Origin of the sequence: Vibrio genomosp. F10 str. ZF-129 (assembly GCF_000287055.2) — a bacterium.
GTDB lineage: Bacteria > Pseudomonadota > Gammaproteobacteria > Enterobacterales > Vibrionaceae > Vibrio.
Map to the genome: position 1 here is coordinate 34,295 of NZ_AJYQ02000068.1, position 15,643 is coordinate 49,937.

Genomic DNA, 15,643 nt, shown 5'->3' on the forward strand with positions numbered 1-15,643 from the left:
TATTGGCTTTAGTCAGGCATTGCTTTATGTTAACGACACATTTAATAATAAAAATATAACGATTATGAATACCGCTTTGCTGGGAATGTTCATTCCAACCTTTTTCTTTGTCTCGATCACTCCAGGCATGTGTATGACGCTCGCACTCACATTGGGTATGAGCATTGGCTATCGCCGCGCCTTATGGATGATGGCCGGTGAACTTGTGGGCGTCGGCTTGGTTGCTGTTGCAGCGGTATTGGGTATTGCAGCGGTCATGCTCAATTACCCCTGGTTGTTTGTCGCACTCAAATTCATTGGTGGTAGCTACCTATTTTATTTGGGCATACAGATGTGGCGTTCGAGAGGAAAGCTAGCCATCAACCTCGATGACACATCGCCCGTCACACACAGTGATTGGGACTTGGTGGTTCAAGGCTTTGTGACAGCCATTGCCAACCCGAAAGGCTGGGCCTTTATGATTTCACTCTTGCCGCCCTTTATCGATCAAAGTGCTGATTTAGCGCCTCAATTGGTTGTCTTGGTTTCGATCATTCTTTTGTTCGAGTTCATCTGCATGACGCTGTACGCCACTGGTGGTAAAGGGTTGAAGCGTCTATTAGGTCAGTCACAAAATGTGCGATTAATGAACAGAATTGCAGGAACCCTAATGATGGGCGTCGGTGTTTGGTTATTTTTGACTTAATACAAGGTATGCAGACCGGCGCCCTCTTTCGCCGGTCAAAGCAGTGAAGCCATTAATGAAATGTGGCTCACTGCCCTCTAGCTCGCTTGAAGGGCGTAACTTGGTTTGTAAGTCAAATACTCCCCCATAACATCACTACTCACCGGTTTTGCTTTTAAGAAACCTTGAACATAGTTACAACCGCAACCTCGTAAAGTAGCCAACTGCATGTCCGTTTCAACCCCTTCAGCCACCACTTCGAGCGAGATTGAATGGGCCATTGAAATAATCCCTTTGCACAAGCGACTCGACTTATGACCTACGTTATCAATCTGACGCACAAAGCTCTGATCGATTTTGACCGTATCCACGGGATACTCACTAAGCACCGATAAAGACGAATAGCCCGTACCAAAATCATCGAGATAGATCTTCACACCTAAGTCTTTTATTTCCTTTAGCGCATTGACCGTACATGATGAATCGCTAAGAAGCAGTGACTCTGTTATTTCAATACCCAATAAATTGGCTGGAAACTGAGCTTTGCTTAACGCACATTGCAAAGTATGGATGATGTGATTCGACTCAAATTGCTTGGCCGACACGTTAATATTGATCCGAGGTATATAGCTTAATGATGAGTCATGCCAAAGCAATTCTAATATCTCACAGACTTGCCTGACTACCCAGTCGCCCATTTTGATGATCAAACCGGCTTCTTCCGCCACAGGGATAAATTCGGCCGGGGATATGAGCCCTTTTTCAGGATGGTTCCAACGAAGCAAAGCCTCAAACCCAGACACCCTCTCTGTTTTTTGACAAAAGATAGGCTGGTATACCAAAGATAACTGATTGCTTTCTATGGCAATAGCCAGCTCTTGCTCCAATACAAAGCGCTGTTTCGCTTGTATAAACATAGAGTCATTAAAAAACACCACTTTTTCGGTGCCGGATTGTTTGGCCTTGTACATCGCCGTATCGGCTTCTCGTAAGATGCTCGCAAGCGACTCGGAAGGCGAGGTAACAATAGACACCCCGATACTCGCACCTAAATGACAGGTTTGCCCTTTAATGCTGTATGGCTTAGACAAAAGATCAGAAAATCGCTGACATAAATCTCCTACGATTTTTTCATCCACTTGATTGGGTAAGCAAATGACAAACTCATCCCCACCAAACCGAAAGCTGATATCGCCTTTCCGTGCATTATTCTTTAAACGAAACGCGACCTGCTGCAATACATGGTCACCAACAATATGCCCCATTGAATCGTTGATGACTTTGAATCTATCGAGATCGACAAATAGAATAGAAAAGCCACGCGTTTTTTCTTGGCCAATGAGTTCTAATTGATGCTCTATTTTCTCACTCAATGACTGCCGATTAAATAGGCCTGTCAATTCATCTCTTGTGGCCTGAATTTCAAGACTTTCGGTTTTTTCTTTAACAATTCGATCTGAAATTTGCAAACGGTGGGCATAAAAACTGACACCAATCGAAACCGACACGGTCAATAACAGTATAAGGATCACTGCAGTCGAGCCGTAAATCAGTAGTCTCGTTTTGTCATCAATCATCGAGATCGATATTGTCCAGTTTTGGCCTATGAGTGGTAGCTCGACCACCTGGGTATAAACAAGCACCTGATCATAATAAGAGGCTTTCTCTAAAGCTAAATTGACATGCGATTGAAAAATAACGGAATCGTTTTGTGTGCTGGTGTTGGCAACCGAAATATTGAGCTTGTTAGAATTAATTTCACTTTTCCATGTTACACCCAAAAACTCATGGAATAGAACGCTGGCCACCACGAATCCCTGCAGTTCATTTTCACTCCCTAAAACGGGAAGAAACAATTTTACCCCAGGGTTGTTCTCATCTTCAAAGACACTCGTCGCGATACCTTGATCCAGGAGTGACGATTTCATCGCTGTTGAATAATCGCAGTGAGTATCCAGCCTTTGCCCCAAAAAGTCACTGGCTTCAAACTGAGGTGAAACATAATAAACAGGTAACGTTGCGCTGCCTAACCCAAACGCACATGAACTCGTTTGATCCATGCTGGGCAATAATCGAAAACCGAGTAGCCCCTCTTTTTTGGCTTGCTGTTCAAATTCCATCACGTCATCGGACGCCACCAAAGGCACCCACAGTACAGAGTGAATGCCCGACCCTATTCCCGTTCGGGTATCAAGGAATCGTTGAAACTGAGATTGAGATGGGCTGTTACCGTTTTGCATAAACTTTTGAGTTGCATAGATCAACTCAGACAATGAGCGTATTGATTGCTCGAGCAGTTTCACCTTACCGTGAAATTGGATTTCGAGTTGATCGTGCAACTTACGGGACTCATAAAACTCGACAGTGCGAAAACTGAAAAAGGCGACGACAAGCCCTATCACCCAGATTACGAGGAAAGATTTACGAAAAAACAGGAACTTCAATGTGTCACGCTCTATTGATAGATTACATAAATACAACTCTATCATAGCCCTCTCGCCAATGATAATGATTCTTATTTATTTAATATTCGCGATATGGTCTGAATACACGCCATCTGGATCACTAAATCAGGTTTTTTGATAACGATTTAGATTAATTTCTCACCGACAATGAGATACTGCCCATGAGGAAAACAGACCTTATTCGGGAGGCGTTATGAACACAAAACTGGGTCGTGTTATGTCATCTAGCCGGTTAGTTTGCTTTAGTGCTTTTCTTGCTGCTACCTTTGCATGGATATTAAAAATGCCCTTACTCTTCTTTGTTTCAGCGGCCTTTTTATTATTCAGCGCTTTTATCTATTTCGCTGATATCGTAAAAAATAGGACCAAAGAAAAAGGCGCATAATTCGTAACAGGAGTAGGTGCGCCCTAGCCTGACTTTGAATAGACGACTTTTCTTGCTGTTTGGTTTAACGGATTTCTGCGAATAGCGCTATCTGTTGTATAGTGAATGGTCGGTTGTTTTTAAGGAAATGTCATGTCGTTGGTTAATCAGCTTTCACTTTTTATTGATGTTGTACAGCAAGGTTCGTTTACCAAGGCGGCAGCGCTTCATGACATGGATAACTCCTCCCTATCTAAACAGATTAAAAAGCTTGAGAGAGAGCTGGGTGTGCAGCTTCTTAACCGGTCTACCCGTTCTTTCTCGTTAACATCGGCCGGAGAAGAGATCCTAGAGCAAGCCCATAGTTTGGTGAGTACATTAGGCAACGTAAAGACCATTGCCGAGTCCTACCATACCGAGCTAAAAGGCCGGATCCGAATGACTGCCCCTTTGCATATTGGGCAATACTACCTGCAACCTGTGATCACCCAGTTTATGAAGCGTTATCCAGAGATAGAGGTGACTTTGTTAATGGACGATAAACGCTCTGATATTATTTCTGATCAATTAGATGTTGCTTTCCGATTTGGTCGATTAGAAGATTCCAGTTTGATTGCGAGAAAAATAGCGGATATTCGCTCGGTCATACTCGCCTCTAACGACTTCATCGCTCTGCATGGCGAACCGACCACCCCTGAAGAATTAACCAAACTGCCATCGGTCATCTATAGCAATGGAAACATAACAGTAGACACGCTCAGATTTAAAGAAACGCCAGGAAGCAACGAGCTGACCAGCTATAAAATGAAGGGAAAATATAGAGTTAACGATGTGAGTACATTAATCAGCTCAGTAAAAGAGTCTCTCGGTTATGCCATGATTGCGTCTTCTAACTTATCGTGTCCAATAGAAGACATGAACCTCAAACCACTGCTCACACAATACACGCTTTGCAACCAAGGACTAGGATTGTACGCCCTTTACCCTCATCGAAAACAAACGGCTTTGATCACTGAGTTCATCAAAGCCGTGCAAAATTATATTGGCGATAAACCACTTTGGGAGCAACATATCGCCCATTTCGATACACTGTACAAGCGAAATGAATAGCGCGGGTTTATCGCGTGCGTGTCAGCTATAACACCGAAATAACGTCGTCCATTGGTAAGCGTGCTTTCGGTAAACCATGGTTGTAATCTTCGACTTCTTTGTGGTAACCCAATGCAAGTGCAAAATCACACACGTAGCCATTCAGCTCCTCTTGAAATTCTTCACCGATAAGCTTGGCATCGACCCCTTCCATTGGCGTTGAGGCAATACCCATACGAGCAAGCGTATGCAGCGTATTACCTAAAGCAATATACGATTGCGCTTTTGTCCAATGGCCATTGAAACCCGTGTCATCGGTATTTAACTCAACAAAACCAAACGCGCCTTCAAGCATGTCATTGTAACGTTCCGCAGGAAGATGACCTGAGCTGACTTCTGCATCAACCACTTTACGATACTGCTCTTTATCAAACTTAGGATGATGAGCGAATAGAATTGTATGGGAGGCTTCTTTCGCATGAGGTTGATTGAACTGGAACATATTGGCGAACGTTCCGTGAAAACGCGCTTTGGCGTGATCACTTTCAAGAACGATAAACTTCCAAGGTTGCGAGTTGATGGAAGACGCAGATAGGCGGATCGCTTCTTTGATCACGTCCATATCTTCCGCTGAAATTCGTTTGCTTGCATCGTATTTTTTAGCCGTATAGCGAGTATTGAGATCGGCAATGATTGGGTGCGTCATATCTATTTCCTAAACTGAATGGACAAAAGTTATTGAGAGACCATCTGCTCAATATGTTGTTGATGGAATTAAGATAAACAAAAAACGACCAAACAAACAGAGCGTGAACAGCCAATGACTATGGAAATAAAGTTCCACAATCATAGCGTGAGATTAAAATGAGTCGATAAGGTTTGAACTGTTCTTTTTGGCGCTATTACGTCTTTATTTTCATAACGATTTCAACGATAAATTATATTTGTCGTTAAGAAAAAAATGATTCGTTTTACCTTTTTCCCAATCCCGTCCATATTCGCCCCGAAAAACACCCTACTTACTTTTTTCGGAGGCTCCTGCATTGGAAAACATTCTTACTACCGAGCCTAAAGCTCGCATCTCTGTACCGGTTATTGCGCTCTCTCTTTACGCAATTGCATCTGGTTATTTGATGAGTTTGATGCCTCTGATGCTGCCTCACTATGGCCTAGAAAGTAGCTTGGCCAGTTGGCTAGCCAGTGTATTTTATGCGGGGCTTTTAATCGGTGCGATCGCTATTGAACCAATGGTAGTGAAGCTTGGGCATCGTAATGCGTTTATTTCGTGCTTATTGATCTTTATGGTCTCTATTGTTGTGTTACCGGTTCTCTCTTATTCATCCATCTGGTTAGGCGCTCGCTTTGTGGCGGGTATCGCAGTCGCTGGTGTTTTCGTTATCGTAGAATCATGGCTGTTACATGGTGATGAATCCAGCAGAGGAAAACGCTTAGGTCTTTACATGGGGGCCTTGTATGGCGGCTCTTCTTTAGGGCAACTGGGTATTGGCTATATCGGCGTTAATGGTAGCGTTCCTTACATCGCTATTTTTTCTTTGTTGTCACTGGCCATCATGGTTTTAATTTTCGGAAAATCGGAGCAACCAGAAAGCGAAGAAGCATCGAGGCTGTCTATCCGCCAAATAGCTAAGTTGAACCATGCTGCCATAATGGGGTGCATCGTCTCTGGCTTAGTATTAGGTGCTGTTTATGGGCTAATGCCGTTAGAGCTTAGCCACCGCGGAATTGGAAATAGTGAAATAGGCAGCTTGATGGCACTGGTGATACTCGGTGGGATGGCCGTTCAACCTACGGTTCCTTGGTTGTCTAAATACCTCGGCCGAACACTTCTTATGGCCATGTTTTGTTTATTAGGTGTCACAGCCATGGCACTTTCTGCCATGAGTACAGACATGGGTACGTTTGCTGTTTGCTTATTCATATTAGGAATGGCGAGCTTTGCACTCTACCCGATCGCCATCAACCTTGGATGCGATGGTCTTGATGCAAACTACATTGTTTCAGCCACTCAGGTGATGCTATTTAGCTACAGCATCGGCTCAATACTTGGGCCTGTACTCGCGGATTGGTTTATGCAGTCACAATATGGATTGATTGGGTATTTATTCGTGGCATTACTGTCGACCTGTTTATACATGTTGTTTGCTAGCATGAAAGGCAAACGTCAAATCATGGCAGGCGAATAATGCAATTCTCCTATCGTATTGTCATTCTAGACTTTACTCACAGCGCTTAGTTTGTTTCGTTTTATCATTATTAAAAAAGGATGCCGTTTGGCATCCTTTTGTTTTTATGGTTCCAACATTAACCAACGATTATACGTCGTAGGTGGTAGAAGCCGTGTCGCCGCCTGTACCTGTCCAGTTTGTGTGGAAGAATTCACCACGTGGACGGTCAGTACGCTCGTAAGTGTGAGCACCGAAGTAGTCACGTTGAGCTTGTAGAAGGTTCGCTGGAAGACGAGCTGTTGTGTAGCCGTCTAGGAACGTTAGTGCAGAAGTCATACATGGCATTGGGATACCCGATTCCATAGACTTAGCGGCCACTTTACGCCAAGCGCCCATACAATTGTCTAGGATGCCTTTGAAGTAGGCATCTGAACCTAGGAATGCGATCTCTGGATTCGCTTCGTAAGCATCACGAATGTTGCCTAGGAATGCAGAACGGATGATACAACCGCCACGCCACATAAGAGCAACGTTACCGTAGTTTAGATCCCAACCGTTTTCGTTCGACGCTTCACGCATTAGCATGAAACCTTGAGCGTAAGAGATGATCTTAGAAGCAAGTAGAGCCTGACGCAGTGCATCAACCCACTCTTGCTTGTCGCCTTCAACTAGAGCAACAGTTTTGCCGAACAATTTCTCAGCTTCAACACGTTGGTCTTTAAGTGCAGACAGGCAACGAGAGAATACAGACTCGGTGATGAGCGTTAGTGGGATACCCATGTCTAGCGCGTTGATACCAGTCCACTTACCCGTGCCTTTTTGGCCAGCAGTGTCTAGGATCTTCTCAACGAGTGCTTCACCGTCTTCATCTTTGTAACCAAGGATGTCTGCCGTGATTTCTACTAGGTAGCTGTCTAGCTCAGTTTTGTTCCAGTCAGCAAATACAGCCTGCATTTCGTCGTGGTTCAGGCCTAGACCATCTTTCATGAACTGGTAGGCTTCAGTGATAAGCTGCATGTCACCGTATTCGATGCCATTGTGAACCATTTTAACGAAGTGACCAGCACCGTCGTTACCAACCCAATCACAACAAGGCTCACCCGCGTCAGTTTTCGCAGAAATACCTTGGAAGATAGGCTTAACCGCTTCCCAAGCTTCAGAAGAACCGCCAGGCATGATAGAAGGACCGAAACGAGCGCCTTCTTCACCACCAGAAACACCCGTACCGATGAAGTGGATGCCTTTCTCACGAAGAGCGGCAACACGACGGTTAGTGTCTGGGAAGTTAGTGTTACCACCATCAATGATGATGTCGCCTTTGTCTAGAAGTGGCACAAGCTTGTCGATGAACGTATCGACAACGTCACCCGCACGAACCATAAGCATCACTTTACGTGGCGCTTCTAGTTTCTCAACGAGCTCTTCTAGAGAGTAAGCACCAACAATGTTAGTACCCTTAGCAGGGCCTTCTAGAAACTCGTCTACTTTAGCAGCAGTACGGTTGTGAGCCACAACTTTAAAGCCGTGGTCGTTCATGTTTAGGATAAGGTTCTGACCCATTACTGCTAGGCCAATTACACCGATATCACCTTTCATTATTTTATCTCCTTGCGGCTAGTCGCGATTACGCGATAGCGCTTGCTGCATTTGAATCTAGGAACCACTCTGTTTCACCAGTTTTAGACTGGATTTTCGCTGCCGGATAAGGCAGTTCTGAAGCAGGTGTTGTATGAATTTCTTTAACGATCTCAACTTTACCTGCACCCAGTACTAGGTAGCTGATTCGTTTTGCGGCTTCTAACACTTTCGCCGTCTTAGAAACGCGGATCTGGCCCGACTCTGGGTGAGAAGCTAATACAGATAGGTTCTCATCTTGGTAGTCAGTCACGCCTGGGAAGAGTGACGCTGTATGACCATCGGCACCAACACCTAGCAGAATCCAATCGAACACTGGCGTTCCGTTTTCAGTTGGAATCACATCGCTCATCTCTTTTGCAAAACGCTCTGCTTCTGCTTTCGGCTCATCTTCACCACGGATGCGGTGGATGTTCCCAGCAGGCAAGTTCACTTTTGAAAATAGCAGTGCGTTGGCTTCACCGAAGTTACTTTCAGCGTCATCGGGTGCTACGCAACGTTCGTCGCCCCACCAGAAATGAAGGTTATTCCATTGAATACCTTCCGCATATGGTGCCTCGGCTAAAAGCTGAAATAACATTTTTGGCGTGCTGCCACCAGACAATGAAATGTGAACAGGTTTGCCCTGCTCGCTGTACGCTTTCATTTCGTTTGCTAGGTTTTCAACGACCAATTCTGGCGTTGCAAAGATCTTGTGATTGATCATAGTTCGCAGTAGTCCGTATCCGTTAAGTTTTTACATGGGAAACGCCATGCTCGATTGTCTCTTTCCAGAAGTTCAAACGCTTCTTGAGGGCCCCACGTTCCGCACGCATAACCAAACAGTGCTTGTGGATCTTGTTTGAAATCTAGAATAGGTTGCACATACTTCCAGCATGCTTCCACCGCATCGGTACGTGCAAACAAGGTCGCATCACCGTTTAGCGCATCAAGAAGTAAACGCTCATAAGCCGTGAGCATCTGAGTTTCTGGCAGGTCAGAGTAAGAGAAGTTCATTTTCACTTCTTTCGCTTTAAATCCTGCGCCTGGCTCTTTCAAACCAAAACTCATCTGAATGCCTTCATCCGGTTGGATACGGATAATCAGTTTATTTTCAGGCGCATCTTGACCGAAAACAGGGTGCGGCGTGTTCTTAAAGTGAATCACAATTTCAGTCACTCGCGTTGGTAAACGCTTGCCCGTACGCACATAGAAAGGAACACCGTTCCAACGCCAGTTGTTGATGTACGCTTTTAAACCAATGTAGGTTTCAGTGCGCGAGTCATCAGCTACGCCGTTTTCTTCACGATAGCCTAGTAAGTGCTGGCCGCGAACGTCTGACGCGGTGTATTGACCTAACACGAGGTCTTTACGCAGGTTTTCTTCTTCAAGCGGTTTCAAGCACTGAAGCACTTTCACCACTTCATCACGAATTGAATCGGCATTGATTTGTGCAGGCGGCTCCATCCCTACCATTGCCAAAACTTGCAGCAAATGGTTTTGGAACATATCACGCACCGCGCCCGATCCATCGTAGTAACCACCACGTTCTTCTACACCTAAGAACTCAGCACCTGTGATTTCAACGTAATCAATGAAGTTACGGTTCCACAATGGTTCGAACATCGCGTTAGAGAAGCGCAGAACCAGAAGGTTTTGAACCGTTTCTTTACCTAGGTAATGGTCAATTCGGTAAATCTGGTGCTCTTTGAAGTGATGATGAATTTCTTCATCTAACTTCTGGGCTGATTCGAGATCATAACCAAAAGGTTTTTCGATAATAAGACGACGCCAACCATTGGACTCATCATTCAAGCCATGTTTGGCTAAATTTGCAGGTATAACGCCGTACAAACTAGGCGGTGTCGCCAGATAGAATAATGTGTTGTGGTTGTCGAATTGATACTCTTGTTCGATTTGCTCTAAGCGCGTTGCTAATCGACCATAATCTTCTGCATCCGAGGTGTTAATTGCTTGGTAATGCAGATGCTCGATAAAGGCATTCAACACTTCTGGTTCGGTTTTTTCCATTTCCTGAAGCGATTGCTTTAATTTGGAGCGGTAAGATTCATCGCTATAATCAGTTCGACTTACGCCAAGAATCGCAAAAGATTCTGGTAACTGATTATTTGCATAAAGGTGGTATAAAGCAGGGATCAACTTACGATAAGTAAGATCGCCCGAAGCACCAAAAATTACGATGCTGCTATTTTCAGGTATTACCATCATCTTTCCTTTGCAAACGAGGTATTAAGTATGCGCTAAAGGTAACAGCGACATCCTTAAATAGATACTAGGCTCTGCCTATCATAATGATAGATAAAACCGATGACGTTGATTGGTAACAGAGTTGAAAAGTCACCTAGATATGGGCGCGTATTGTCTATTACAAATTGATTTACATCAAGTCAGGTTTGTGAGGTAAGTCCTGTTTTTTTCTCATTTCGGCGTGCAGCAGGAAAATACAGATCGAAACATACCGTCAGCTCATTGAATCGTTTTCGTCGCATTGAAGGAGTTAGGGAAGTCATGAATGTAAGCGTATTAATCCATTTAATACGCTTATTGGATGGGCTTAGAACTCTTTTGGATCAGCTTTATGTGCGTGTGATTGCGCACATTATCACAGCAGAATAAACAAGCTTAATAACACGGTGGCAAAGCAAAACAGCGTTCAGCTAAAACAGAAACACAGAACAAACAAACTATGAACTGCTCACCGCCTGTTCATGATGTTTCGTCAGTTGAACGTAGAGTGCGTCTTTTAATTCCATTCGCTGGAGCTTGAGCGTATGCATACTGTTGTCGTCGATAGGACTGCCCGATATCTCTAACTGTCTAATATCGTAATCTAACTGATGATATCGCTGAAGCTCAGCTTTAAAGGTGGGATCGTCGTGGTTAAGCTGGACAATGTCTAATTTCAGCTCTGGGAAATCTAAGATAAAAGCATGGTTTTCATTTAGCATCGGCATTCACTCTTTCATTGATTCTTTCGCTATTGTAGAGCCATTCGACCGACAAAAATGTGGTTCAAAACACAACCTGAGCCAAAACGAAAGCAACAACGAAAAAGCCAACCCATAAGAACGACGTGTTCAAAGAGTTGGCTGGAATCTTACCGCATGCTATAGCGCATTATTTGATTTGCTAATGCACGTCTAGCACATAGGGGGGTGGTAAGATCAGGAGATCGCTAGCACTCCGTGTATTTCAGTTTTTATACTATCGGACTGCGTACCAAAGATGGCTGGTAATAATTCATGCCATAACAATGTCGGCTGTAATGAATGTCGGCTGTAACGGCCTAATTGCTGAACACCCAATGATCATATCGAAAGATTGAAAAGCGAAGGTTACAAATGAATAGGATTTTGTAAGCTTTTACTTACAAAAAAAGTGCTCTGCGAGTGGCAAATTCCATTAACAACAATTGAGTTCACGAATGGGTCAGTGCATCATGCTATTCATTGTATTGATAAGATTATTTCCTAAATGGCATAAATCCTCTTATCGATCCGCAAATACATTTATCAACGTGAAAGCACTTATCAAGACGAGCAATACTACCGATTAAACAAGCCGCTGCTTGTTATAAAGCCGACTGCTTTTATCGCGCCAGAAAATTGTATCGAGTTGTCCATGCGTTGATAACACTTTCTGTCAAAAACACGATGGATCAAACAGTATGGATAGTAAGCGAATTCTGGTTGTTGACGATAATATGGAGCTGCGTGAAGCGCTGACTGACTACCTCGGAAGAGCGGGGTTTGAGGTTATCGGAGCTGAGAATGGCGAGGCAATGTGGCGCATTTTAGGCAACCACCAGCCTGATTTAATTATTCTGGATATCATGATGCCTGGCGATGATGGTTTTACTTTGTGTCAGCGATTGCGACGCTTATCTGATGTGCCCATTATTATGCTGACTGCGGTCACAGAGGAAGCAGACCGTGTAGCAGGGCTAGAAATGGGCGCGGATGATTACATTACCAAATCCTTTAGCCCACGTGAGTTGCTTGCTCGAATCAAAACTATTTTACGTCGCAGTCTCGTTTCAAATCCCACCAAATTAGCTCGTAAAGTTCGATTTGATGACTGGCGGATAGATACGGTGACCCGTCAGCTCATTCATATACCTAGTGACACCGTTAAGCAACTCAGCGGTGCCGATCTTACACTTCTTTCTCTGTTCGTAAGTAACGCTGAATCCATTCTTTCTAGAGATGATATCGCCCGTGAGATTTGGGGGCGGGAAGCAGAACCACTAGAAAGAGGAATTGATGTGCAAATCAGCCGGTTACGTCATCACCTAGAAGATAAGGATCGTTCCCTCATTATCACAGTACGCAACAAGGGCTACATGCTGACCGCCAACGCGATCTATGAATAACGCGCGCTATCAATAATGCTCAGTGCTAATAAGGTTAAACACAATGAAAGCTAAGCTATGGTCTAATTCGTTAGCGGTACGCACAAGCTTATTTTTACTTCTGGTGATTATGTTGGCTCAAATTCTCGCGGGTATAATTTGGTACCAGCACTCAAGCAAACGCGACCAACAAGGGCTAATTACTACCGTTAATAGCTTGGCACGCAGTGCCTCTTCCACCATTTCTTTTTTCCAAACGTTACCTTCGGAATATCGCCATTTGGTTCTTAACCAGCTACGCAGTATGGGGGGGACTCGATTTTTTGTTTCACTTAATAACCATGAAATCCCGGTGAAACCGCTGCCTCAAAGTGCACGAAAAACACTTGTTATTAATGAAGTGGAATCTGTCCTTCACAATGAGCTGGAAGGAACACCAGACATAAAAGTGGAATTCACCCTGCGTGATGATTTACGCGTATTCAACAATGAACTCTCTATCGACGGGCTCCCCCTATTATGGGCTCACTATTCTCTTTCTTATGGCGATCTCAATCCGCCAATATTAGTGATGCAAGTTGAGGTAGCCCGCGGCGAATGGTTCTATTTAGCCGCAGTATTACCCGCCCCATATGCGGCACTCGAAACCAGTTATTTTGAGCTGCGTGAATGGTTCACCCTATTATTGTCCGCTGTGTTATTGATGCTTTGCACATGGTTTGTTGTGCGTCGAGAGATCCGCCCTATTAGACAATTGGCAAAAGCGGCAACCTTAATGTCAACACGATTAAAAGTACCTGAAGTGAAAGAGGAAGGCAGTACCGAACTGAGAGCCGCGGTTAGAGCCTTTAACAAAATGAACCGCAGGATTGATAGCCATATCAAAGACCGAGAAATGCTCTTTGGTGCTATTTCTCACGATCTAAAAACCCCTATTGCCTGCTTAAAACTACGCTCTGAAATGCTCGATGATGACAAAGAACGAGAGCGATTCACTCGCATTACCAATGACTTAGATTTGATGGTCAAAGGGGCACTGCAATGCATTAAAGAAACCGATATTCACGAAGAGATTGAACCCATTGATATTGAGCAGTTGCTTCACCATATCGCCTCGTACGTATGTGAAGACCCAAGTCTTGTTACCATTAATGGCCACGCCAATGCCCCGTTTGCTGGGAAGCCCTTAGCCATCAAGCGATGCATACAGAACTTGGTCGACAACGCATTAAAATACGGTAAAAAGGCCAACATTTTGCTTATTGATTCTGTGACAGAATTACGAATAACCATAGAAGATAAAGGGACCGATGTTGATAGTCGCGTCCTTGAAAAACTCTGTGAACCCTATTTTCGAGCGGCTTCCGACATAGATCAAGAAGGTAATGGCTTAGGACTAACGATTTCTCAAAGCATCATCAAAGCCCATGGGGGCAGCCTTGAACTAACCATAACCCAGCGCGGTGGCCTTTGCGCCACATTACTGTTTCCAAGAGATTAATTCCCAGAGATTCGCTATGACACTTTTTTATCGCGGCACTTATACGACGTTATGTACCTTGACTGCACTTGGTACCAGTCTGCTATTGCCCAGCTTCCATGCAATGGCAGAGGTTGAGTTTTTACATTGGTGGACGTCAAATGGTGAAAAAAAATCACTGACAATACTCGAAGAACATTTATCTCAATCACCACAAAAAATAACTACATCCTCTGTTTTAGGTGGTGGCGGTGACAGTGCGATGACCGTATTGCAAGCACGAGCATTGGCAGGGAATACGCCGAGTTTTGCTCAAATAGAAGGACCGAGTATCAAGGCGTGGGATGCCATCGGGATTTTACACAGCATCAATGAAGTCGCTCTAAAGCACGAGTGGGATGATGTGCTCTACCCATTATCTGTCAACATCAATAAAACTGAAAATGGGTACGTGGCGCTACCATTAACACTACATAGGTTAAATTGGCTATGGGTAAATCATCGTCTGCTCAATCAGTTGGCGCTTGATACACCAAAAACCTGGCCCGACATGTTTGATGCAATGCACAGGGCCAAGCAGCAAGGGATTATTCCTCTGGCGATCGGTGAACAACCGTGGCAAATCGCCCAATTGTTTGAAAGTTTTGTTATTGCATCAGGTGGTGTCGATTTTTACAAAACCGCCTTAGTGGATCTAAACCGAAACAATATTGATTCAATACAGATGCGTCATGCACTTAAGCAATTAAGGCGTTTAAGCCTGTTACTTAATGAATCTCACGGTGAGCCGTTGGCTAATCAAAAGTGGGACACGGCGACCGCTGCACTCGCGAATGACAAAGCGTTGTTCCAGCTTGGCGGCGATTGGATTTTAGGCGATTTACTGGCCGCTGGGGTTTCTGTTCCTTCTCATATCGGTTGTTATCCAGCACCGCAGTCACACAACATTTACCTCTACAACATGGACAGCTTCATCTTTATGGAGAGTAAAAACTTCTCACAACAAGACGCCATCGAATTAGCTAATATACTTGCAGACAAATCGTTTCAAACCCGATTCAATAAAGCTAAAGGATCAATACCCGTTCGTTCTGATATTGATATTACGTCGTTTAACCCTTGCCAAATCCAATCCTATCAAGACTTCAACTATGCAATGGAGCATGGCTTGGCCGCACCAAGTATGACGGATTCTATGGCCGTAAACCCAATGGCTCAACAAGCCATCAACTCAGAGATCTTCCGCTATTATCGCGATGCGAGCGTCACTGAGAACGAAGTCGTTAAGCGGATCATCTCTATCGCCGAGAGCAACTAAGAAATGTGGAAAAGCATAGACAACACCAAAGACTAACCATAAGAACAAAAATACAGTTTGATTGATTTGATTTGATTTGATTTGATTTGAT

The 15,643-nt window shown here is 44.2% G+C and carries 13 protein-coding genes; 7 read left to right on the top strand and 6 right to left on the bottom strand.

All coding sequences use genetic code 11. The annotated features are described in order from the left end of the window. Positions 1–64 precede the first annotated feature (64 nt). Positions 65–685: a LysE family translocator gene (locus A1QO_RS07065; RefSeq protein ID WP_026027030.1), complete on the top strand. Its 621-nt coding sequence runs from the start codon at positions 65–67 to the stop codon at positions 683–685. 77 nt (positions 686–762) lie between these two features. Here A1QO_RS07065 and A1QO_RS07070 read toward each other — a convergent pair whose 3' ends face one another. Beyond that, positions 763–3,153: a bifunctional diguanylate cyclase/phosphodiesterase gene (locus tag A1QO_RS07070; RefSeq protein ID WP_017040973.1), complete on the bottom strand. Its 2,391-nt coding sequence runs from the start codon at positions 3,151–3,153 to the stop codon at positions 763–765. Positions 3,154–3,322: 169 nt separating this feature from the next. Here A1QO_RS07070 and A1QO_RS07075 point away from each other — a divergent pair, with 169 nt between their 5' ends. Next, complete coding sequence (locus tag A1QO_RS07075; protein WP_017040974.1) at positions 3,323–3,514, top strand: hypothetical protein; 192 nt, start codon at positions 3,323–3,325, stop codon at positions 3,512–3,514. Between the two features lie 132 nt (positions 3,515–3,646). Continuing rightward, entirely contained in the window at positions 3,647–4,603 is a 957-nt protein-coding gene (locus A1QO_RS07080; protein ID WP_017033414.1) for a LysR family transcriptional regulator, read from the top strand. A 25-nt stretch (positions 4,604–4,628) separates the two neighbouring features. Here A1QO_RS07080 and A1QO_RS07085 read toward each other — a convergent pair whose 3' ends face one another. Further along, entirely contained in the window at positions 4,629–5,288 is a 660-nt protein-coding gene (locus A1QO_RS07085; RefSeq protein ID WP_017040479.1) for a nitroreductase family protein, read from the bottom strand. 337 nt (positions 5,289–5,625) lie between these two features. Here A1QO_RS07085 and A1QO_RS07090 point away from each other — a divergent pair, with 337 nt between their 5' ends. Further along, positions 5,626–6,786, top strand: coding sequence for an MFS transporter (locus A1QO_RS07090; protein WP_017033417.1), 1,161 nt, complete (start codon positions 5,626–5,628; stop codon positions 6,784–6,786). A 129-nt stretch (positions 6,787–6,915) separates the two neighbouring features. On the opposite strand, the gene gnd is transcribed toward A1QO_RS07090, so the two are convergent. The 4 genes from gnd to A1QO_RS07110 form a co-directional block, all read right to left on the bottom strand. Then, positions 6,916–8,364, bottom strand: coding sequence for a decarboxylating NADP(+)-dependent phosphogluconate dehydrogenase (gene gnd, locus A1QO_RS07095; RefSeq protein ID WP_017040975.1), 1,449 nt, complete (start codon positions 8,362–8,364; stop codon positions 6,916–6,918). 28 nt (positions 8,365–8,392) lie between these two features. Further along, positions 8,393–9,109 (bottom strand): 6-phosphogluconolactonase, encoded by a 717-nt coding sequence (pgl, locus tag A1QO_RS07100; protein WP_017033418.1) that lies wholly within the window; start codon positions 9,107–9,109, stop codon positions 8,393–8,395. Next, entirely contained in the window at positions 9,106–10,608 is a 1,503-nt protein-coding gene (gene zwf, locus A1QO_RS07105) for a glucose-6-phosphate dehydrogenase (RefSeq protein ID WP_017033419.1), read from the bottom strand. The genes pgl and zwf overlap by 4 nt, the downstream gene beginning before the upstream one ends. Before the next feature lie 479 nt (positions 10,609–11,087). Beyond that, positions 11,088–11,351 carry a YdcH family protein gene (locus A1QO_RS07110; protein ID WP_026026572.1) on the bottom strand — a complete coding sequence of 88 codons (264 nt, stop codon included), beginning with the start codon at positions 11,349–11,351 and terminating at the stop codon, positions 11,088–11,090. A gap of 719 nt (positions 11,352–12,070) precedes the next feature. Between A1QO_RS07110 and A1QO_RS07115 the strand changes: the two genes are divergently transcribed. Genes A1QO_RS07115 through A1QO_RS07125 form a run of 3 tightly spaced genes read left to right on the top strand, consistent with a single transcriptional unit; the run spans position 12,071 to position 15,552 of the window. Continuing rightward, positions 12,071–12,775, top strand: coding sequence for a response regulator (locus A1QO_RS07115; protein ID WP_017033421.1), 705 nt, complete (start codon positions 12,071–12,073; stop codon positions 12,773–12,775). Positions 12,776–12,818: 43 nt separating this feature from the next. Then, positions 12,819–14,255: an ATP-binding protein gene (locus tag A1QO_RS07120; RefSeq protein ID WP_017040475.1), complete on the top strand. Its 1,437-nt coding sequence runs from the start codon at positions 12,819–12,821 to the stop codon at positions 14,253–14,255. Positions 14,256–14,271: 16 nt separating this feature from the next. Next, entirely contained in the window at positions 14,272–15,552 is a 1,281-nt protein-coding gene (locus tag A1QO_RS07125) for an ABC transporter substrate-binding protein (protein ID WP_017040474.1), read from the top strand. Positions 15,553–15,643 lie beyond the last annotated feature (91 nt).